The organism is Hassallia byssoidea VB512170, from assembly GCF_000817785.2.
GTDB classification, from domain to species: Bacteria; Cyanobacteriota; Cyanobacteriia; order Cyanobacteriales; family Nostocaceae; genus Hassallia; species Hassallia carrinoi.
Window position 1 is genome coordinate 53,708 of sequence record NZ_JTCM02000001.1, and the last position, 19,423, is coordinate 73,130.

Annotated in this window: 21 protein-coding genes; 12 read left to right on the forward strand and 9 right to left on the reverse strand. The window is 40.6% G+C overall.

The window, feature by feature from the left end:
* Positions 1 to 92 precede the first annotated feature (92 nt).
* The 4 genes from PI95_RS00275 to PI95_RS00290 all read right to left on the reverse strand — a co-directional run bounded on the left by PI95_RS00275 (position 93) and on the right by PI95_RS00290 (position 3,177).
* Entirely contained in the window at positions 93 to 584 is a 492-nt protein-coding gene (locus PI95_RS00275; RefSeq protein ID WP_236116875.1) for a hypothetical protein, read from the reverse strand.
* An 8-nt stretch (positions 585 to 592) separates the two neighbouring features.
* Complete coding sequence (locus PI95_RS00280; RefSeq protein WP_039753066.1) at positions 593 to 1,834, reverse strand: AAA family ATPase; 1,242 nt, start codon at positions 1,832 to 1,834, stop codon at positions 593 to 595.
* A 34-nt stretch (positions 1,835 to 1,868) separates the two neighbouring features.
* Positions 1,869 to 2,429 carry a DUF7733 domain-containing protein gene (locus PI95_RS00285; protein ID WP_444881573.1) on the reverse strand — a complete coding sequence of 187 codons (561 nt, stop codon included), beginning with the start codon at positions 2,427 to 2,429 and terminating at the stop codon, positions 1,869 to 1,871.
* 136 nt (positions 2,430 to 2,565) lie between these two features.
* Positions 2,566 to 3,177 carry a DedA family protein gene (locus PI95_RS00290; RefSeq protein ID WP_039753064.1) on the reverse strand — a complete coding sequence of 204 codons (612 nt, stop codon included), beginning with the start codon at positions 3,175 to 3,177 and terminating at the stop codon, positions 2,566 to 2,568.
* 139 nt (positions 3,178 to 3,316) lie between these two features.
* On the opposite strand from PI95_RS00290, the gene PI95_RS00295 reads away from it, so the two are divergent.
* Positions 3,317 to 4,099 (forward strand): ABC transporter permease, encoded by a 783-nt coding sequence (locus PI95_RS00295; protein WP_039753063.1) that lies wholly within the window; start codon positions 3,317 to 3,319, stop codon positions 4,097 to 4,099.
* Between the two features lie 547 nt (positions 4,100 to 4,646).
* Positions 4,647 to 5,072, forward strand: a complete 426-nt coding sequence (locus PI95_RS35475) for a hypothetical protein (RefSeq protein ID WP_236116876.1) — start codon at positions 4,647 to 4,649, stop codon at positions 5,070 to 5,072.
* A gap of 41 nt (positions 5,073 to 5,113) precedes the next feature.
* Here the strand turns inward: PI95_RS35475 and PI95_RS00305 are convergent, their stop codons facing one another.
* Positions 5,114 to 6,892 (reverse strand): tetratricopeptide repeat protein, encoded by a 1,779-nt coding sequence (locus PI95_RS00305; RefSeq protein WP_063842452.1) that lies wholly within the window; start codon positions 6,890 to 6,892, stop codon positions 5,114 to 5,116.
* Between the two features lie 250 nt (positions 6,893 to 7,142).
* Complete coding sequence (locus tag PI95_RS00310; protein WP_039753061.1) at positions 7,143 to 7,967, reverse strand: Uma2 family endonuclease; 825 nt, start codon at positions 7,965 to 7,967, stop codon at positions 7,143 to 7,145.
* A gap of 494 nt (positions 7,968 to 8,461) precedes the next feature.
* Between PI95_RS00310 and PI95_RS00315 the strand changes: the two genes are divergently transcribed.
* The 7 genes from PI95_RS00315 (at position 8,462) to PI95_RS00345 (ending at position 15,262) form a co-directional block, all read left to right on the forward strand.
* Positions 8,462 to 9,778 (forward strand): CVNH domain-containing protein, encoded by a 1,317-nt coding sequence (locus PI95_RS00315; RefSeq protein ID WP_063842451.1) that lies wholly within the window; start codon positions 8,462 to 8,464, stop codon positions 9,776 to 9,778.
* 147 nt (positions 9,779 to 9,925) lie between these two features.
* Positions 9,926 to 11,629 (forward strand): glycosyl hydrolase family 28-related protein, encoded by a 1,704-nt coding sequence (locus tag PI95_RS00320; protein WP_052325788.1) that lies wholly within the window; start codon positions 9,926 to 9,928, stop codon positions 11,627 to 11,629.
* Between the two features lie 390 nt (positions 11,630 to 12,019).
* On the forward strand, positions 12,020 to 12,742 hold the full coding sequence (locus PI95_RS00325) for a pyridoxine 5'-phosphate synthase (RefSeq protein ID WP_039754073.1): 723 nt from the start codon (positions 12,020 to 12,022) through the stop codon (positions 12,740 to 12,742).
* 228 nt (positions 12,743 to 12,970) lie between these two features.
* Complete coding sequence (locus PI95_RS00330) at positions 12,971 to 13,777, forward strand: SnoaL-like polyketide cyclase (RefSeq protein WP_039753060.1); 807 nt, start codon at positions 12,971 to 12,973, stop codon at positions 13,775 to 13,777.
* Positions 13,778 to 13,923: 146 nt separating this feature from the next.
* Positions 13,924 to 14,253, forward strand: coding sequence for an MgPME-cyclase complex family protein (locus PI95_RS00335; protein WP_039754072.1), 330 nt, complete (start codon positions 13,924 to 13,926; stop codon positions 14,251 to 14,253).
* 164 nt (positions 14,254 to 14,417) lie between these two features.
* The gene (locus PI95_RS00340; protein WP_039753059.1) at positions 14,418 to 15,086 is read left to right on the forward strand and encodes a hypothetical protein; all 669 of its coding nucleotides are present in this window, start codon (positions 14,418 to 14,420) and stop codon (positions 15,084 to 15,086) included.
* Positions 15,087 to 15,100: 14 nt separating this feature from the next.
* On the forward strand, positions 15,101 to 15,262 hold the full coding sequence (locus PI95_RS00345) for a hypothetical protein (protein WP_201280238.1): 162 nt from the start codon (positions 15,101 to 15,103) through the stop codon (positions 15,260 to 15,262).
* On the opposite strand, the gene PI95_RS00350 is transcribed toward PI95_RS00345, so the two are convergent.
* The 3 genes from PI95_RS00350 to folD form a co-directional block, all read right to left on the reverse strand.
* A complete protein-coding gene (locus PI95_RS00350; RefSeq protein ID WP_039753058.1) occupies positions 15,259 to 15,714 on the reverse strand; it encodes a divergent PAP2 family protein in 456 nt (151 codons plus the stop codon). The genes PI95_RS00345 and PI95_RS00350 overlap by 4 nt on opposite strands.
* Before the next feature lie 270 nt (positions 15,715 to 15,984).
* Complete coding sequence (gene crtE / locus PI95_RS00355) at positions 15,985 to 16,911, reverse strand: geranylgeranyl diphosphate synthase CrtE (RefSeq protein WP_039753057.1); 927 nt, start codon at positions 16,909 to 16,911, stop codon at positions 15,985 to 15,987.
* Positions 16,912 to 17,103: 192 nt separating this feature from the next.
* Entirely contained in the window at positions 17,104 to 17,979 is an 876-nt protein-coding gene (gene folD / locus PI95_RS00360; protein ID WP_039753056.1) for a bifunctional methylenetetrahydrofolate dehydrogenase/methenyltetrahydrofolate cyclohydrolase FolD, read from the reverse strand.
* 330 nt (positions 17,980 to 18,309) lie between these two features.
* Here folD and PI95_RS00365 point away from each other — a divergent pair, with 330 nt between their 5' ends.
* Genes PI95_RS00365 through PI95_RS34985 form a run of 3 tightly spaced genes read left to right on the forward strand, consistent with a single transcriptional unit; the run spans position 18,310 to position 19,401 of the window.
* The gene (locus PI95_RS00365) at positions 18,310 to 18,723 is read left to right on the forward strand and encodes a hypothetical protein (RefSeq protein ID WP_052325787.1); all 414 of its coding nucleotides are present in this window, start codon (positions 18,310 to 18,312) and stop codon (positions 18,721 to 18,723) included.
* Between the two features lie 33 nt (positions 18,724 to 18,756).
* Complete coding sequence (locus tag PI95_RS00370) at positions 18,757 to 19,194, forward strand: NUDIX hydrolase (protein ID WP_039753055.1); 438 nt, start codon at positions 18,757 to 18,759, stop codon at positions 19,192 to 19,194.
* A 48-nt stretch (positions 19,195 to 19,242) separates the two neighbouring features.
* A complete protein-coding gene (locus PI95_RS34985) occupies positions 19,243 to 19,401 on the forward strand; it encodes a hypothetical protein (protein WP_236116877.1) in 159 nt (52 codons plus the stop codon).
* Positions 19,402 to 19,423 lie beyond the last annotated feature (22 nt).

The following is a 19,423-nucleotide window of genomic DNA, read 5'->3' on the forward strand; positions in this document are numbered from 1 at the left end:
ACGGAAATTCCACAGTATTTGATGATAACCTGTTGTTAGTTTTATTTGTAGATTTCTCAAAGTTTATTCATCTTGTGCGATCGCTACGTCTCTTAGGTGGTTCTCGCAAAGGTGGTTCCTGCGCCTTTAGACCTTCGTTCCTCTGTCAGAAACTCCACTTGATACTTCTTTCGGTAGTAATGTTTACCTAAGTTTACAATACTGGCATCGCCCATAGAAGTCTTTTGTTTGGCATTTTCCGGAAATTCAGCCGCTAACTTTTTTAATTGTTCTCCTTCCCAAAGCACAATTTGTTCACCGAAAGCTGCCCAAGGAGTTGTTTCATCTGCTGCAAAAGTCATAATTTTTGCAAATTCTTGAGCCGTTTCATACTGTTTTGCTTTAGCTTGTGAAATATGATTACCAGTTTCCACAACCACAGCTAAGGGAAGCACCAAAATTGTAGATATAGCGATTTCAGCTTGAATTTTCTGATTGACACGCTGAAAATCCCACACATCATTGTCAGAACCGCAACTTTCCATTCCTGGAACTTTCAACCAAACGCAGAGAAAGCATGTGTCTATAATCAGAACCTTTCTCATGCTTCTAATTACTCGTTACGAGAAAGGCTTCTTTCAATCGCGCCGGTTACTGTAAGCTTACCCAAAGAAGCTGATGCAAACAGCTTGGGAAAATTCTGAATATCTTCTACTACCGTTAACTGACTTTCTCCAGTTTCCGAATCGCGATGTGCGACTACGACAAATGGCACTATCTCTGGTCCTAAAGCATCAAGCAAAGCTGGGTTATGGGTGGTAAATAATATATCAATATTTCTTTTATTGGCAATCTCCCGCAGCATTCTTACCAGTAATTCTGCACGAGAGGGATGAAGACCATTATCTATTTCTTCAATTATTAATTGACTACCTTTTGGTCGGGTTAGTAGCGCTGTGAGAATTGCTAAAAAGCGCAAAGTTCCATCCGACATACTTCTAGCATCAATTTCTGTAATCTGACCGGGTTTCCACAGTTCCTCACAGTAAAGCATAGCATCAGTACCAAATCTGCCTACCTTTTCTGCCCAAATTCTTTGAATATCACCTTCTGGTAAATTTTTGATATATGTAGATATTGTTGCTTCTATTTCCGCTTTCTGTTCATCAGGTAATGCAGCTAGCACACCTGCAATATTTGAAGCATTACTTTCGAGGCTGTCAGACAACGGTGAGTAGTCCCGCATTTGAGAAGGAATTGGATTTAGGATTAAAATACTTTCTAAAGCCTTGATAACAAAAGTTTTTACTGTATTTATTAGAATAAACCTTCCATCTAATATATTTTTCAATTCCTCTGGATAAATTTTATATATTTTATCTCTGTCCAATTCCTCAATAGGGATCATACCCCATACTTCTTTCAATCCACTTTTTGTTTGAAAATCAAAACTTTTTATATAAAACGTTGAGAAATTATCTGTAATATTATCTAGATATTTTTGACTATCAATATATTCTTCTATAATTCTGACTACAGGTTGTGTTTGAATTTTAATAACATATAAATAATCTGTTTTTTCATCTTCACCCTGAATCATTGCCTTTAATGTAAACTGAGTTTCTGGTTTAAGGGCAGCCCACTCTACACCACCTCGAATAGATGGAAATGTTTTATCTCCTGCTAAAGCAGCCTCAATATCTTCACCTCTGACTATTCTTTGTAAAAATTCCAAAGCTTCAACTACATTAGATTTTCCACTAGCATTTGTACCAATAAGAACAGTTAATGGGTCAATTGGAAGTTCTGCATAACGAAAACTTTTCCAATTTTCCAGGATGAGTTTTTTCAGCATGACTCACTCCAAAAACTTTCATATTTGACTTTTATTATCGTACAACAACTACTTCAGAATTATCTTGTACAGCCCAGCGAAACAACCTTGGTAGCTGAGACACATCTAAAACATAATTTACAGTCCAGATAATAATCTGTAAAATCAAAAAATAGCGTACCCACATCAATTGACTTTCAGAACCAAGAAATATTAAACCCTCATACAGTTGCCAAATGCGGTAAGGCAAATATAAATAAGGAACCATCACCCAGACAACCGATTTATACTGTCGTAATGTCAGACTTTCAAAGAGAATTTGCAGCCCTAGCATGAGATAGTATGACAGAAGCACAGTTAAAGTGCGATCATGCCCCCACACTACACCCCATAAAAGCATAACCACCAACGGTAACAACCCTCCCAACACCTGCACTGTCCCAAACCAGATTTTAAACCATCCTGGAAGCGGTTCCGGAAGACTCATCGGTTTTAAGTGTCTCCACGTCCAACCCACAAACACAAAAAAACACGTCGAGAGTACCAAAAAAATAAAGTCTTCCAAAAAGATGTCGAATGAAGTCATCAGCAGTATAATTACACTCTGATTGTTCAGTTTCTCTCATCCGCAAAAACTTGCCAACCACCCCAGGTAATAAAATCTCCCTTTCCTTCTTTGCGACTTTGCGCGGCAGTCGCTACAACGGGGGGAACCCCCGCAACGCGCTGCCTTGCCTTGGCGTGAGAAAATCTTAATGTTTACTTCCTCTATTTTCTTGAATTATATGAATAACCGACGGAATTAAAGAAACAACAATAATCAACCCAATAATCGGCAACAAATACTTATCCACCTGTTCAGCTGGCAGAGATTTTCCTAAAAAATATCCTAATAAAGTAATACCGAATGTCCAAAGTAAACCGCCAATTAAGTTGTAAGACATAAATGTCTTATAATGCATCGCACCAATACCAGCAATAATCGGTGCAAAAGTCCGCACTATCGGCACAAATCGTGCTAAAACCAGCGTTTTCTTCCCGTGTTTTTCATAAAAAGATTGAGTTTTTTCCAAATGTTTTTTATGAAACAGCCACGAATCCTCTTTTTGAAATAATCTGCGTCCAAATCTATGTCCAGTAGCATACCCGACATTATCACCAAACACTGCACAAACAAAAGCACCAAAAATCAAAACCCAGATATTTAGCAGTTCCGGTTTCGTGTAAGCAACAAATCCCGCAGTAAATAACAAACTATCTCCGGGTAGAAAAAACCCAATTAATAACCCAGATTCAGCAAAAATTATCGCCCATACTCCAAAATAACCAAGTGATTTAACTATCTGCGGTAAATCAAAATGCATAAAATCTCTAAGTGTTCAACAATAGGCATAGAATATCTTAACGTTCAGAAATTCTTTCTTCATGAAAAATAATATTAAGTTTAAGTAAAGTTATTTTGTATCCTAAAAAATATATTCATATATTGCTGGGTATCTGAAAATGTCAAGATATTTGAAAGTACTAAGACTGTTTTGGAGTGCTGCCATAGCAGCGGAGATGGAGTATCGCATCAACTTTCTTTTAGCTACCCTCAGCAGTGTGGGGAATCTTGTAGGTAGTTTATTCGGATTATTCTTGTTTTACCGTACCGGCTACACCTTTGGTGGCTGGTCGTGGTCAGCTGCTTTAATAGTCTTGGGAATTTTTACTTTATTGCAAGGCTTTTCCGCTACTTTTCTCGCACCAAACCTAAATCGTATCGTCCGCCATGTGCAAGAAGGTACGCTAGACTTTGTATTATTAAAACCGATTCGCAGTCAGTTTTGGCTTTCTATCCATACCTTATCACCTTGGGGAATGCCGGATATAATTTTCGGTAGCGTGATAATTGCTTATGCAGGTTCAAAACTTAACTTGCGAATAAACGACTATTTACTTAGTATCGTGCCGCTGTTTTTCGGCTTAATAATTCTTTACAGCTTGTGGTTTATGCTGGGTGCGACTAGCATCTGGTTTGTGAAAATATACAACGTTACTGAAGTGCTGCGCGGTTTGTTGGAAGCTGGAAGATATCCGATGGTTGCATATCCGACTGCTTACCGCTTTTTCTTTACATTTGTAGTTCCGGTAGCTTTTTTAACTACGATTCCAGCAGAGGCAATGCTGCGTCGGGGTGAAATCAGTTGGGTACTAAGTGCGGCAGGATTGGCAGTGGGACTGTTTGCGTTTTCTACTTATTTTTGGCGGTTTGCTTTGCGTTTTTATACAAGTGCTTCGAGTTAGTCAAAATTATCAGGCGATCGCGATCGCCCTACTCAAAGCTATTACACTCAATCTAACTAATTAAATAACATAACTATCCGAAATCAATCGTTTTAATTTTGGATATACATATAAGATTTTATTTTCAAATGAAAAGCGCATGAGCAAAACTATTATAATACGTTTAAATTACAGACGTAGTTTAATACTTGCAATGTTAATTAGCAGTTTTTCACTGACTACAGCATGTAATATAGCTGTTTCAGATAAACAGAACAAAAACTGCCCAAAAGTTGCAAATCGCCTTTCAGCCGATTTATTGCACAATGATAATTCGTTAAACCTAACCAGTAGCGCTATAGTGCCGATACGATGGCGACCAAAACTTAAGCGATCAAAATTTCCCCCAGTTCGTCGTCTTCCTACCCGACTTAAACCTCTGCCAAAACCCGTTGGAAGAACAAGTCCAAGACAAATTCCACCTACATACACTAACCTCGATGATCTGCGATGGGGTCATCTAGCTGATGATGCAATTAAACAGGCAGAGAAAAAACTAGATGGGCAGATGATTTGGCGTGAAACTATATCACAAGCACATAATGACTTAATTAAGCAAGAAATCAAAAAAATAGTTATTAAAGAAGCTAGAAAAAATCCACATATTATAATTAACGAAGCATCTGTTCAAAATGAATTTCAAAGTATTGCAGAGCAAGCACTTTATCAGACAGATTATGTCTTCGCATTTGTGAATCAAGCCGCAGAGGATAAAGCTTTTGAATTTGCTCAATCAGGAGTAAAAGAACGCGTAACCCTGGTAGATGCACGTAATGCTATACAAGATGAGGCTGATAAAGCTTTCAATCAAAGTTTAAAGCAATTGCAGCGGCAGGAGCGCGTAGTAATTGTAGGTAACATCAAAAAAATTACCATTGCAGCAGTAGTTGGAGCGGCAATGACAAATATTACTCCCTGCTTGAGCAAAAATTAGGTATCCCGTAGCATACTCAAACAGATGCGATCGAGAAGTAATTACCATAGTAGACACCGTTTAACAAAATTCATCCAATTTTTATTACCTTGTACTACTTGCTGCAATATCTGCTCAATTTGGAAAGCCTCCTGAGTCATACCCTCCTTTTTCAATAAATAGATAGCAATTTTCAGACGCTCTATTCCATCCTCTTGCTTTCGTTGAGATAGTAAAGCGAACCCTAAATAAGCATAAGCAAATGCATCATTTATATTGAAGAGAATAGCTTCTTTTAATTGAGCAACTGCCTCTTTGAGCTTGCCCTGGCTATATAAAATTCTACCCAAATCTCTATAAAAAACTGCGTTGTCAGACTCGATGTAAATTGCCTGTCGGAGACTAGCAATTGCCTCCTTTAAATTTGTTTGCCTATATAGAGCCATACCCAAGCCACCATGAGCTTCTGCAAGATTGGGGTTAAGTTCAATTGCTTTTTTGTATTCGGTAATTGCCTCATCAAAGTTGTCTTGCTGGGATAAAGCGCGTCCCAATCGATTGTGAAAATCCGCCTTTTCCGGCTCGATTGCCACTGCTTTTTTATACTCATAAATTGCTTCATTTAAATCTGAATTATAAAAAATATTTCCCAGATGATAATGAAGTCGGGCATCGTCAGGTTCGATGCGAATTGCTTCTCTATACTCAGCGATCGCCTCTTGTATTTTGTTTTTAATCAACAAAACATTTCCCAAATTTCTGTGCGTGATTGGGTTGTTATTATTAATCAGAATTGCCTCTTTGTATGCCAGAATTGCTTTATCATTATCTTGAGCATTATACAGAGCATTACCTAGACTATTGTAAATTTTATCTAGATCCTCACTTTTTAATTTCCAAGTTTGCTGCAAAAGTTTAAATTCATCACGAGTCTGATCTGAAAAATGTGACTCATGATTAAGTGCCTCAACAAATCTTCGCAGGTAATTTTTCAAATTTTCCTGGTACTCTTGGTAAGGCTTTAAAGCCTCTGCTTCAATGGCATAAGCCTGTTCGTCTGTTATTTTTAGCTCTTTTATATAATCTGATAAAATGTGACGCTCGATATCAGAAATCTTGCCATCACAGGCAAACTCCTCAACTTTTTGGCGATATGCTTCAACAGCAGATAAACTGTATGTATGTTTATTCTTTTCGGAAATCTGTTCTTCAAATGTATCCGTTTTATCGACTGACTCAATAAGATTCGGCTTCTTTTTCAGCACTGGAATAGATTCACCTGAAACCCCAGCAAGCTGAATCGCATTGCAAGCAATGTTAAAAGCAAACTCTATCGCCGAGCCTTCATCGTATTGAGAATTGTAACGTGCTAGAGCATCGTAAAAACCAACAGCAAATTCCAAAGCGGCTTTATCCCCAATTGGCGCATTCATGCCAATGACATAATCAATATGTTGAGCGATCGCCACAGCTTGTTCTTCACTATAACAAGCATTCAACACCACACACTCTAGTTGGCTAGCGAACTGCGAGAACAGTCCGGCAAGTGCTTGTGCGGTTACTAGCTTTTCTTTTCCGGTTTCATCTTCAAATAATAATCCCGTCGTCTGCGAACCATGCCCAGAAAAATGGATAATATTTGGTCGAAAATCTAACACAGCACGGCGTACATTTTTTGGTTGTACTGCCCATTCTTGTTTTAGGATAAATGTGTCACGCTGTTGCGAAAGCCGCAAACCTTCGTTAATGTCGCGCACTTCCTCATCTAGACGCAGACGTGATGTTTGTTTCGGATTCGCTGTTAGAATTAAGATTTTTTTGATCGGGGTGCTGCTAATCATGCCATAGCTATCAAAAGGTATCTTTATTTAGTAATAATGACACAAACGAAGCCCAAACAATTGCCAAACATTTCATCAAGGATTGCTGACTGATTTTAAATATGAATAAAGAAAATTTGACGAATGATTGCAATATTAAAACCCGCCTTTGTAGAGACGCCTCTCTTGTGGAACGTCTCTACTAGGAATTAGGAATTTCAGCCTTTATATTCAGCAACGCCTTTAAACAAATCAAAAAAGCAAAAATCCCTCACAACACATCTGGATTTTCCCCCAACTCTCTTAATTTAGCTGCTAAACGTTCGGCTCGTGCATTTGCTTCCTCCTCTCGTGCAATTGCTTCCTCCTCTCGTGCAATTGCTGCATCCGCTTGTGCAATTGCTTCCTCCTCTCGTGCAACTGCTGCATCCGCTTGTGCAACTGCTGCCTCCGCTTGTGCAACTGCTGCCTCCTCTGGTAACAAAACCAGATTGCCAGCCACATCGTAAAACCGCAACCATACCGCTGTTTCTCTATCTATTGTTCCGGACCAAGTCCCCAACCATAAACCTAAACGTCTACACCATAGCCAACTGCGCTCATTTGGGGTCAAAGACTGGTATTGTTGATTATCATCTAAATGCCATCCTTGCAAAGAATTAGCGTCAAAGGGGTCGTAGACAAAATAATCTGAGGTATGAAAAGTTTGTTCGTAAAGGTTTTTCTTAATACCTTTGTCTATTGCTGCGGTAGATGGTGACATTAATTCCACAATTACATCGGGATAACGACCATTTTCTTCCCACACTACCCACCCTTGTCTAGAGTTATTGCCGTCAACATTGAGGACAGCAAAAAAATCTGGACCCCGGAAATCACGGTTACGAACCTGGGTGCTGCTGTAGTAAATAAACATATTGCCCCCGGTAAAATAATCATTGCGGTCAGCCCAAGCTTGCTGCAATGACCGAATCAGGATATTCATCGCAATACGGTGTCTATTTGATTCCAAGGGTTCACCATCATCAAAAATTAAATCTGTAGGTGGCTTATGGGATTCCCAGTCCACAACGGCTAGATTGTTTTCGGTAGTCATGAGGGATTATCGCCTTTCCTATCAAGCCTGAAATTTCTATCATAATCTGCCTAGGCTTGCTGAAAGTATTTTACCTGGTCAGGACTTACGCACGGACTACGTATTTCCCTCATTGCGACGCCAGGAAGCAATCTCAAAGTCTTGTTTTCTCGATCAGGAGTGTGTAAGTCCTATTGGGTACTAAATACAGCTTTGCATAAGTTCGTAGCGTTTTGAAACGCACTCGTAGCGCACCAGGTAGCGCAGAGGAACGCAGAGTTTTTGTGATAAATTTTCGTCATTAATTTATGCAATATTGTAGTAAGTGCGGCAGCTTTGCCTGTGGAAGTGTTTGCGTTTTCTACTTATTTTTTGCAGTTTATTTTGCGTTTTTATACTAATGTTTCAAGTTAGCCTGAAAAGGCGATTAACGTAGTTTCCGGAATATTTAATTTAAATGCTGTTTGTAGTTACTACATAATTAAATCAAAGATTTTACAGACAGATGCGATAAAATGAATATTGACACTCCAGCGAAAAAAATCTTAATTCTGGCAGCGAATCCGAAGCAGACATCTCGTTTGCGTTTGGATGAGGAAGTGCGCGACATCAAGGAAGGTTTGCGGCTTTCGCAACAACGTGATAAATTTATTTTGCAACAAGAATGGGCGGTACGTCCGAGAGATGTTCGCCGTGCGGTGTTAGATTTTCGCCCAAATATTATCCATTTTTCCGGACATGGTGCGGGAACCACAGGATTATCATTTGAGGATGAAATCGGCAAAGAAAAGTTAGTAACAGGAGAAGCACTCGCGGGACTTTTTGGACAGTTTGCCAAGCAAGTAGAGTGTGTGGTGTTGAATGCTTGCTATAGTGAAGAACAAGCTGTAGCGATCGCTCAACATATTGATTATGTCATTGGCATGAATGCAGCCATTGGAGATAAAGCAGCATTAGAATTTGCCGTTGGCTTTTACGATGCTCTAGTAGCTTACGATCCGCGATATGATACTTACTCGCGAATAGAGTTTGCTTTTAACATTGCTTGCAATGCGATTCAGTTTGCTGGCATTTCGGGTGACTCTATCCCAATTATGAAAAAGAAGCCGCATTTGGGTAAAGTTGAAGAACAACCCGCAAACCTTGTAGAGGAATCGCAGTTATCTAATGACATGTCAGTAAGGCAAAACTTGAGCCAAGAAGATATAGCGTCAATTGAAGCGATAATTTCTAATAAACAATCTACTTCTACTAATGAAAACGAACCAAATTCATTAGACGAATCACCGTTATCTAGTAACACCGCAACCTTTAGCCAAAATCAGAAACAGTCAGTTGCCCAAACTTCTGCACCTACTAATAGACTTTCTAATTCTACTTCAGTTCTGAGAAATAAAAAATCCCTGATTGGCGCAGGTATTGCCGCTGTTGTAGCGCTAACATCCTATTTTGTATTTAATTCACAACCTAGCTTAAAAGGAACATCCACACCCACTACCAGTTCTTCTCCGCAAGCCAGAGATAATAGTAGTTACCAAAAATCTTGTCGGAATATTTCTATTAATGGAGATGAGCTATCAGCTACTTGCCCTCAAAGTAATGGCTCATATAAACAAACATCAATTCGGGTTCTGGGCATTGAAAACAGCAATGGAGAGTTGAAGTATTATCCCAATCCTCGGACTGCTAGTACTTACCAAGGATCTTGTCACAATATTTCTATTAGTGGAGATACGCTATCAGCTACTTGCACTCAAGGCAATGGCTCGCATAAACAAACATCAATTCGGATTCTGGGAATTTCAAATAACGAGGGAAATTTAAGCTATTAAACTTAAATATGAATCAAAGGAGGTAGCAGCACTTTTTTCAGGCTGGCAATTGATGCGATCGCATTCTTTTAGTTTTCCACTTACAGCAGTACTTAGATTTCTGGTAAAATCAAGTTCTAATAACTGTGCAAACGGGAGAAACTAAAGTTGCCTAAAAACATCAACATCAACCTCATCGCTACCATCCGACAAGCGCGGCGACAATTCCGAATCTTCTACCAATTTTTCTTAACCGCTGTCATCATTATTCTTATCAATAGCTGTAATTCTCAAATTCCGCCTAATCAAACTGCTGATTCTCAAACTTCACCAATTCAAACTATCACTCAATCGTCAAAATGCGGCAGTCGTAGCAATGCACCTCAAGACAATCCCATTACTGTAAAATATAAAGATAACGCTTTTTCTTGGACTAAAAATATTAAATGGAATTGCGTTTATAACATTAAATATTTTCCCGCTTCTACCATAGATGCTAGCTTTAATGCGGCACGCGATGCTGCATCTGCTAACGGTGGGGGTGTTGTCTATTTTCCGGGTGGAACTTACAACTTTGCAGATAACATTTACTTAAAAGATGGTGTAGTTATCCGTGGAGATACACCCGCAGTCAATGATGCTAAATCTAGTTCATACAATCCAGCCACAAAGTTAGTTTTTCCTCAATATAAACCGAGTTTTTCTGGTAGCGGTACACCGAATAATACAGCTTTTAAAAAAATCTTCACTACTAACCCAAACCAAGATAGCAATATCGGTGTAGTCAATGTAGATATTAATCGTGCGGCAATTGAATTTTCATCAGCCGAAAATTCTGATAAAATTACTAACCAAAATATCATCATCTTCGGAGTTAGAAGTAATAACGTAGCTACTCCAGAACCTCGTGTTCCCGAATCATTTCAAAATCCTTGGCAGCGATTTTCTCACAGGTTTGCTGCTAATATACAAATTCAAGCTTTTGCTAACGTTTTAATTAGTAACAATCGACTCAATGATGCTGTCACCGATAATTTTGACCAACCAAATTATATAGTAAAACAACTTCGGGGAAATTCAACAGTTACGTATCCGGAAGGTGAAAAAGCTAAGTTTAACTATACAGACCATTATGGAATTTCCCTGAACCGCTTTAGTTCACCCAAAGAATTACCTAATGACCCAAATCGCTTTCCTAACTTCTTTCGTAAAGGTTTAGTAATTCAGGACAATTGGGTTTATCACACTATGCGAGTTGCTATTCATGCAACTGGAGATAATTTGATAATTAGAAATAATCAAATCAAAGATGAAAAAAATAAGCAAGTTTGGATAGATCCCACTGGCACAAAACAACCTCAAAACGCTGCTACTTTTGAAAATCGTGCGATTGATTGGTCTGGCTGGAATGTCACCATTGACGGCAATGATTATGAAGTTTCCCGTCATAAAATTGCGGGAGGCAATTACGAAAGCATTGATGGAGAAGGTATTCTGATTCAAGAATGTTGTGGTGGAACTAGCGTTAATGGCGTGAAAATTAGCAATAATACGGGTAATTCTTATATCGGTATCTACAAAGTACCTGAAGTAAAGAATGTGTTGATTACCGGAAACAAAATATTAACTAATATGACCAATACTCCAGCAATTTATGTTAATGCTGATACGAATGGAAGCAAAAACAGAATGGATAATGTCAAGATACAGAATAACACGTTAAGTAATGGAATTTTAGCTAGAGCTAGTAATGGTGGTATCGATAATTTTATTGAAGGAAATCGCGGTAATAATGGCGGAGATATATCTTATTCTTGTGGAATTAAGGTAGAAAATAATATTGGCTTTGCAATTAAGCAGTGTGGAACATAAGTAGTTTTGATTTCAGATACCCGACTTATTTCAGAAGTCGGGTATCTTCGTTTACAAAAAGACCCCTCTCCAAACCTCTCACGCCACATCGCTCAACGGGGGGGAACCCCCGCACGCGAGTGGCTCCCCCACGGGGGGAGAGGCTTTGAAACCCCCTTTTCCTCTAAAGGGTTGGGGGGCAAAGGGGGGTTAGGTCTGTTTGTCAAATCTAATACTTTCACTTGCATCCTCTGAGGATTTTAACGGCTGAAGCCGTTACTACGTTAAGGAACGTTTATTTATACTCATCTACTTATTATAAATTCGTGGAGTTATGAAGGCGATCGCTTACCCTCCAATCTCCATTTGGGCTAAAATCAAGACCTGAGGATGCAAACAGGAGAAATTAGAGTGTCTACACTCGGCGTAAATATTGACCACATCGCTACTATCCGTCAAGCGCGACAAACGGTGGAACCAGACCCTGTAGCAGCTGCGGTACTGGCAGAATTAGCAGGTGCTGATGGAATTACCGTACATTTGCGCGAAGATAGGCGCCATATTCAAGATAGAGATGTGCGTTTATTGCGGCAAACGGTACGATCGCATCTTAATCTAGAAATGGCAGCGACTGAGGAAATGTTAGCGATCGCTCTCGATATCAAACCCGATTATGTAACTTTAGTACCCGAAAAACGCCAAGAAGTCACTACCGAAGGCGGTCTCGATATCGTCGGTCAAATTGCTAGAATCGGTGAGATTGTTGATAAGTTGCAAAACGCTGCTATCCCAGTTAGTCTGTTTATTGATGCCGAACCCGCACAAATTGAAGCTTCTGTCAAGGTACAAGCTAAATTTATTGAACTGCACACCGGGCAATATGCTGAAGCGAAAAATGAAACAACTCGTCAGCAAGAATTAGCTTTGTTAGCATCGGGGTGTGAACAAGCGATTAAATCCGGATTGCGCGTGAATGCCGGTCATGGACTGACTTACTGGAATGTTTATCCTGTGGCTTGTCTTCCAGGAATGGAAGAGTTGAATATCGGTCATACTATCATCAGTCGGGCAGCTTTAGTCGGTATAGAAAGAGCAGTCCGCGAGATGAAACAAGCCATGCGGGGAAATCTTTAGAAGCGAACATGTTTAGGGGATGTTGCTGCGAAATCTAAAAAATAGAAGTTCGACAGAAGACTTTGAAGCGATCGCTTACGTTTTATTAAATTAATTGTTAAAAATATTCCTTTTGAGGGATGCTCTAATAGTGAAGCTTTTAGTCGTGGTGTGGTTATCAAGCGCTGCACCCTTTTGGCTAAATCGAACTAACGCAAAACTTGAGTCAAATCTTAAACCAAGACTTCTATGAGCGCAACACAATCTAACAGCCTTCCGCTTTGGGTGCAAGATAGAGATACAGTAATTGCACAAAGCACTGATGCAGAGTGGCGTTATCAAACGCCACCAGATTATTCGCGGTCAAAAGAAAATCTCGCTCAAGAAAGTGTGTGCAATCACCTTGAAGGTTCGCTAGAAGCGATCGTGCAAAACTTGGTCAGAACCTTCGAGATGGAAGCATCATTCAAAAGCGACCCGCAACAGTGGTTGTCGGTTGTGAGTGACAAGTTTCGCGTCAGTACCAATGGTGGAGTAGAGTATACAGCCGCTGAATTAGGAGTTGCTGGTACTTACAATTTGTTCATGGCTGATTCACAACATTATAAAGCTTCTGAAGAAGACTTTGAATCATCGGGACAAATTTTTCATACAACATTTCCGGAAGGATTTCCTTGGGAATTGTTAGAAGTCTTTTCTGGACCACCAAACGTTACATTTAAATGGCGGCATTGGGGACATTTTAACGGTTCATACAAAGACTTTGCAGGTACTGGAGAAATGGTGGAAGTTATCGGTATGAGTATTGCCCGCGTCACCGATGATTTGAAGATAGTTTCTATGGAACACTACTTTGACAATACCTTGTTTTTAGACAAGCTGACAGCAGGTGGAAAAACAACTACATCAAAGCTGACAGGAAACGAAAAACAAGCTACAGGAGAACAGAAACCAACATTTTTGGGTATAATCAAACGACTTTGGAACTGGGGAGAAAAACAAGTAATTAGCGAATCGCCAGCTAGTCGTTGTCCTTTTAGTGCTTTGCTCAGGTAAAATTTAAGTTTAAATGAGTCCCCGTCCTTAAGGACGGGGTCTAATTTAGATAGGGGCATGGTGGCTGACACTGTGCCCTTATCATTATTAATGAGTCCCCGTCCTTAAGGACGGGGTCTAATTTAGCAAGCAAGCAAAGAATGAATATGCAAACATACTATTACGCTTTGGCAAGTGAACGCTTTCTCATACAAGAAGAACCAATCGCGGAAGTTCTTAAAGAACGCACTCGTCACTACCACGAACAAGAAAAAGAAATTGATTTTTGGTTAGTTAAGCAACCAGCTTTTCTAGAATCTAAGGAAATGGCACAAATCAAACAGAAGTGTCCCCAACCAGCCGCAGCAATTATTTCGACAAATTCCCAATTTATTACCTGGTTAAAACTGCGATTGGAGTATGTGATTACAGGCGAATTTCAGTCACCTTCTGAGACGATTCCTGAAGCTTTAGCATCTCTTGCCAACGTTTCTTGATATAATATAGCGCTCAGTTGTCTTGGAAAGCTTTGATCGGAGGAAACCTCCGCTCAAACTTTCCGCTGCGATCGCCTGCATAGGGGCAGGTCTGATACTTGCCCCAAAAAAGGAACAAAACATATTTTTAGGGAATCTTTGGAAAAAATTTAGAAAATTTAATTATGTATCAAATTGTGATGCGTATTACGACTTTATCAAGTGCTTTGGTGTTAGCGATCGCCAGTTTGATTGGTGGGAAGATCAGTTCTGTCACCGCTCAAAAAAACATTCCTGTTTGTCAACCACCAGCTGCTGGTGAGTATCTGTTATTGGTAGTCAGCCCCACACAAGATAATCAAACTCAGTTGCGTCGCGCTTTGCCCACTGAACTAAAAACCACCACCTGTAAATATCTCAACGATACAGTAACTCGCATTGGCGGGTTTAACAAGATTGACGATGCCAATCGTTGGGCAAGGTATGTTAACAGTATTGTCGGCTTGTCTGCCATTATCACCACTCGACCGACGACGACAACGACAACGACAACAACAAACGTACAGCAGCCTCGTTCTCAGGCAGTAAGCTATAATCCCCAATCACTAGGAATGGGTTATGCCGTCTTGGTGGATTATTTCAACCGTCCAGAATTGGCAACTCAACTGCAACAAATCGTAGAAGGTGACGTGGGTTTTGTTTCTTATGGACAACGCCCTTACTTGCTAGCAGTTTACACCACTAACCAAAAGGAAGCATACAACACATTGCAAAAGCTGAACGAGCGCGGTTTTTCCACCTATTTAGTAGACAGCCGAAAGGTGTTGCTACTGCGTTCAGTTGTGCGGTTATAGTAGTTATTTGTTAGTTGTTAGTTGTTGGTTGTTGGTTGTTATTTGTTGGTTGGAACGTTGAAGCGTTGGAGCGTTGGAACGTTGTAAAAAACAACCACGCTCCCACCATCCACCATCCACTACCCATTACCCATTACCCATTACCCATTACCCATTACCCATTACCCACTAACTAATAAGCAGACCTAGCTAACCAAGAAATGGTTATGCCCAAAGCGGAACCGACTATCACCTGAACTGGTGTGTGTCCTAGTAATTCTTTGAGACGGTCTTCGTTAAATTCTGGATGTTCCCGAAACAATTCGTCAATCATTTGATTGAGAATACGAGCTTGCTTACCAGCAGCTTGCCGAACACCTGCTGCATCGTACATGACGATGATGGCAAAAACTACAGCGAGTGCAAACTCTGGAGATGCCCAACCCAAAGTTTGCCCCACACCAGCGGCTAAAGCTGTAACTAAAGTGGAATGAGCGCTGGGCATTCCTCCAGTGGTGACTAAAACACTAACATTAACTTTACGATGTTTGACTAGTTCAATTATGAGCTTTAATGCTTGGGCAATTAAACAAGCAATAAGGGCAACTAGCAGCACCCGATTGTTTAAGATGTCGCCTATGTCCTGCATGGTATTTTGAGCTTTGTTAGTAAATATTAGCAGGGGTTGTTATTTAGGGAAATATTTCGCTCAAGCCGAAAAGCGAAGTCGGCATCTTCTAATATAATTGGATGCTATTCAAAGCAAGCTGCCCCGCTACGATATAAGCCGCAGAGAATTCGCGCGACAAGCACTTTTTGTGACTTGAAAATACAAAATATACCGTACCCTGCGCTTTAATTAAAAATTAAAAATTAAGTAATTTTAATTTTTAATTTTTAATTTGCTTGGGGGATAGAACTAGCGATCGCGATTGATGATATATTGAGCGATCGCTATTAGCGGTTTCGCTTTCTCACCAAATGAATCTAATTCCACACAAGCGGCTTCAATTAGCTCTTCAGCCTTACTACGCGATTCCTCCAACCCCCAAAGCTTGGGATAAGTCACTTTGTTGGCTTTTTGGTCTTTCCCAGCAGTTTTGCCCAATTGCTCCTGCGTCGCCGTGATATCTAAAATATCATCGATAATCTGAAATGCCAGCCCAATATTTTGAGCATAACGAGACAGGCGTTGCAAATCTTCAGACGAAACCCCAGTCAAAACTCCGCCACAGGCAACGCAAGCTTCTAAAAGAGCGGCTGTTTTGTGATTATGAATGAAATTCAGCGTTTCTAGTGAAATGTCGGGCTTTCCTTCCGATTCTAAATCGACCACTTGACCGCCAACTAAGCCAGCTGCCCCCAACGCACGCCCCAAACGGGCAATTACTTGCAATACTCGCTCTGTTGGCACATTCTGGGTGCTAATGGCGACATGTTCAAAGGCAAAAGCCAACAAGCCATCTCCAGCCAAAATCGCAATATCTTCGCCATAGACTTTGTGATTTGTCAGCTTGCCGCGCCGATAATCATCATTATCCATCGCCGGCAAATCGTCGTGAATCAACGACATGGTGTGAATCATCTCCAAAGCACAAGCCGTTGGCATTGCCATTTCGATTGTTCCACCAGTCATTTCACAGGTAGCAAGGCAAAGGATGGGGCGCAGACGCTTACCTCCAGCTAACAGCGAGTAGCGCATTGATTCATAAATCTTGTCTGGGTAACGCATGGGAATCGCGTTATCGAGAGCAGTTTCACAGAGCTTTTGCCGCTCTTTTAGATAAGCTAATAGGTCAAACTTAGCTGACTCAGGAGTTTTGTGAAGGTTATGCGCTGCTACCATCCTTAAATTCCTTACATTTTTTAATTTTTGTCATATAAGTCACAATTTTACGGGTATTTGGAGCTAAAAGAGTTAGGAGTTAGAAGTTAAGAATTAAAAATTTATAACTTATAACTCATAACCCTGTACAGACGCGACCGGTCGCGTCTCTACCCATAACTCATAACTCATAACTCATAACTCATAACTTACCTACCGCCCATGCACAGAATAGCTATAAACTGTATTTTGCAACAACATAGCGACAGTCATCGGACCTACACCGCCAGGAACAGGAGTGATAAATCCTGCCACGTTTTTGGTTGAGTCAAAGTTGACATCGCCAACTAAGCGACTATTACCACTAGAATCGGTGACACGATTTATTCCCACATCTACCACAACAGCGCCCGGTTTTATCATTTCTGCGTCGATGAGATTGGGACGACCTACTGCTGTAATGAGGATATCAGCATTATTAGCGATCGCTTTGAGATCGTGCGATCGCGAATGAGCGATGGTAACAGTCGCATCAGCTTCTAAAAGCATCAAAGCCATTGGTTTACCCACCAAAATACTGCGTCCCAGCACCACCGCTTGTTTTCCCTTCAAAGGAATTTCATATTCCTGCAACAGCCGCATAACTCCATATGGAGTGCAACTGCGTAAACCAGGTTCTCCCCGCACGAGTCGTCCCAAATTAAGCGGATGCAGTCCGTCGGCATCTTTGTCGGGATCAATTTGATGTAGTAGAGTGACAGCATCCAAATGATCTGGTAGAGGAAGTTGTACAAGAATGCCATCCACTCGTTCATCAGAGTTGAGTGCAGCAATAACCAATTCTAGTTCGGCTTGGGTGGTTTCGGTCGGAAAATGCTTACCAAAAGAGGCAATCCCCACCGACGCACAAGCGCGTTCTTTGCCGCGTACATAAGCCGCAGAACCTGGGTTATCACCAACCATCAGCACTGCTAAACCTGGTGGGCGTCCTATTTGGGGTTGTAATTTTGTAATCACAGCAGAAAGTTCTGTCTGAATTTTTGCTGCTATTGCTTTACCATCAATAAGTTTGGCAGTTTTTGTTTCCATAACGCTTCGGGGGAGTGGGGGAGTGGGGAGTGGGGAGTGGGGAATGGGGAATGGGGAATGGGGAATGGGGAAAGGGGAAGGGGGAAAGGGGAAGGGGGAAAGGGTTTGGGAAAATATAATACATGTATTTAAATAACTCTTCTTACAAACGTCAACCAGACCCACACCGACCCCGCTGAGGAAAGCGCTTTATTTCCATGCCTTTTCCCTTTACCCTTTACCCTTTCCCCCTCTTAAAAAAGCCCATTGCCCAATTCCCCATTCCCAATGACCAATGAATACTATTGATGAGAACTAACTTTATGAAACTGGCGACAAGGCAAGAAAGTAATGCAAAAATTCCCTCAACACATGCCTGTGATGCAACAAACAAAAAAAATTAATTTTTACTACTGGGGGTTGACATTTTTATGTTTATTTGCTTTACATAGTTGTGGTTATTCTGGGCAGTCTGGGCTGAACGGCGTTAACTTCAGTATCGGTGTCAATGTTACCCCGATTCGGGAACTGAAACCACGGCAAGAGAAAGCTACAGTTTACATTCAAGGTAAGGTAAACTCATCAGTTCCTCTTGTGAAGCAGCAGGTTTATCAAATCAATGACTCAACTGGCAAAATTTGGGTTTTAACCAAGCAAACTGGTTGGAAAGAGGGACAGCAAGTGGTAGTTAAGGGTAAAGTGAACTACCAAAGTATCCCTTTAGCGGGCAAAGAGTTTGGGGAAATTTATTTAGAGGAAGAGTAATTATAGTTACTTTAAATAGCTACTTAAAATTTTATGACTAATCAACAGGTGCATGTAGCGATCGCTATTCTCTACCAAAAAGACAAGTTTCTCATGCAATTGCGTGACAACATCCCCAATATTCCCTATCCTGGTCAATGGGCGCTGTTTGGCGGACACATCGAAGTCGGCGAAACTCCAGATATAGCACTAAAGCGAGAAATTTTAGAAGAAATCGGCTATAATTTACCACCAAGATTTGCTCACTTTGGCTGTTATGCCGATGAAAGAGCGATGCGTCATGTCTTTTATGCACCTCTAGAAGTAGAATTCAATCAACTGGTTCTGAATGAAGGCTGGGATATGGCATTATTGACACCATCCGATATTCTACAGGGAAGTTGTTATAGTGCGATCGCCCTCGAAGTGCGACCTTTAGGAATAATACCTCAGCGAATTATGCTGGATTTTATGAAAATGGGTAATGGGTAGTGGGTAATGGGTAATGGGTAATGGGTAATGGGTAGTGGGTAGTGGGTAGTGGTTAGCGTCAACCATCAACCATCAACCATCAACCATCAACTATCAACCATCAACTATCAACCATCAACCATCAACCATCAACTAACCACTAACAACCATCAACTAACCACTAACAACTATCAACTAACCACTAACAACGCTCCCACCAACAACTAACCACTAACTATTATCAATTTCC